Below are 1769 nucleotides of genomic sequence, written 5' to 3'. Positions count from 1 at the left end.
CAACAGTTAGTTCTTTGAAAACTTAATAGAATCCGTCAATTTTTTGAGAGTTTGATCCTGGCTCAGGATTAACGCTGGCGGCATGCCTAATACATGCAAATCGAACGAAGCACTTGTGCTTAGTGGTGAACGGGTGAGTAACACGTATCCAATCTACCTTTAGGATGGGGATAACTGGTCGAAAGACTAGCTAATACCGAATACCAATACTTCTTCGCATGAAGAAATATTGAAAGGTCCTTTACAGGACCGCCTTTAGATGAGGGTGCGGCATATCAGATAGTTGGTGAGGTAACGGCTCACCAAGTCAATGACGTGTAGCTGTACTGAGAGGTAAAACAGCCACAATGGGACTGAGACACGGCCCATACTCCTACGGGAGGCAGCAGTAGGGAATTTTTCACAATGGGCGAAAGCCTGATGGAGCAATGCCGCGTGAATGATGAAGGTCTTACAGATTGTAAAATTCTTTTATTTGGGAAGAACGGTCATAATAGGAAATGATTATGATTTGACTGTACCATTTGAATAAGTATCGGCTAACTATGTGCCAGCAGCCGCGGTAATACATAGGATGCAAGCGTTATCCGGATTTACTGGGCGTAAAACGAGCGCGGGCGGATTATCAAGTTTGGTATGAAAGACTTTTGCTTAACGAAGGTTTGTATCAAAAACTGGTAATCTGGAGTGTAGTAGGGAGTTCTGGAATTCCATGTGGAGCGGTGGAATGCGTAGATATATGGAAGAACACCGGTGGCGAAGGCGAGAACTTAGGCTATCACTGACGCTTAGGCTCGAAAGTGTGGGGAGCAAATAGGATTAGATACCCTAGTAGTCCACACCGTAAACGATGGTTATTAAGTGTCGGCACGAACGTGTCGGCGCTGCAGCTAACGCATTAAATAACCTGCCTGGGTAGTACATTCGCAAGAATGAAACTCAAACGGAATTGACGGGGACCCGCACAAGTGGTGGAGCATGTTGCTTAATTTGACGATACACGTAGAACCTTACCTAGGTTTGACATCTCCTGCAAAGCTATAGAAATATAGTGGAGGTTAACAGGATGACAGGTGGTGCATGGTTGTCGTCAGCTCGTGTCGTGAGATGTTGGGTTAAGTCCCGCAACGAGCGCAACCCCTGTTGCTAGTTAATTTATCTAGCAAGACTGCTGTCGCAAGGCAGAGGAAGGTGGGGATGACGTCAAATCATCATGCCCCTTATATCTAGGGCCGCAAACGTGCTACAATGGACGATACAAACCGTTGCCAAACCGTGAGGTGGAGCCAATCGGAAAAAGTCGTTCTCAGTTCGGATTGGAGGCTGAAATTCGCCTCCATGAAGTTGGAATCACTAGTAATCGCGAATCAGACATGTCGCGGTGAATACGTTCTCGGGTCTTGTACACACCGCCCGTCAAACTATGGGAGCTGATAATATCTGAAACCGTTATGTTAACCGCAAGGAGGCAGACGTCTAGGATAGGATTGGTAACTGGAGTTAAGTCGTAACAAGGTATCCCTACGAGAACGTGGGGATGGATCACCTCCTTTCTTCGGAGTAATTTATTACTTACGTACTTTATAGTGTACATTTTTATACAAATCCAATGGGGCTCAACATTCTAACCTAGAATGCCTATTGGTCGGATTCTATTAAGTTTTGAGAGTGCAAACTCTCCTACTAGCAATAGTAGAGGTAGTTCTTTGTAAACTAAATATTATCATCAATCTTTCCGATTGAATTTAAGCAATTAAATTCAATCAAAA

1 rRNA gene is annotated in these 1769 nt (G+C 44.5%); it reads left to right on the top strand.

Annotated elements, in window-relative coordinates:
- Positions 1–39 precede the first annotated feature (39 nt).
- Positions 40–1553: ribosomal RNA gene (locus ABWU82_RS03605) — 16S ribosomal RNA — on the top strand.
- The last annotated feature ends 216 nt before the right edge of the window (positions 1554–1769 follow it).

It is taken from the genome of Ureaplasma ceti, assembly GCF_040369755.1.
Taxonomy (GTDB): Bacteria; Bacillota_I; Bacilli_A; order Mycoplasmatales; family Mycoplasmoidaceae; genus Ureaplasma; species Ureaplasma ceti.
Note: the sequence above shows the minus strand (reverse complement) of the source record. Positions and strands in the feature narration are given on the sequence as shown.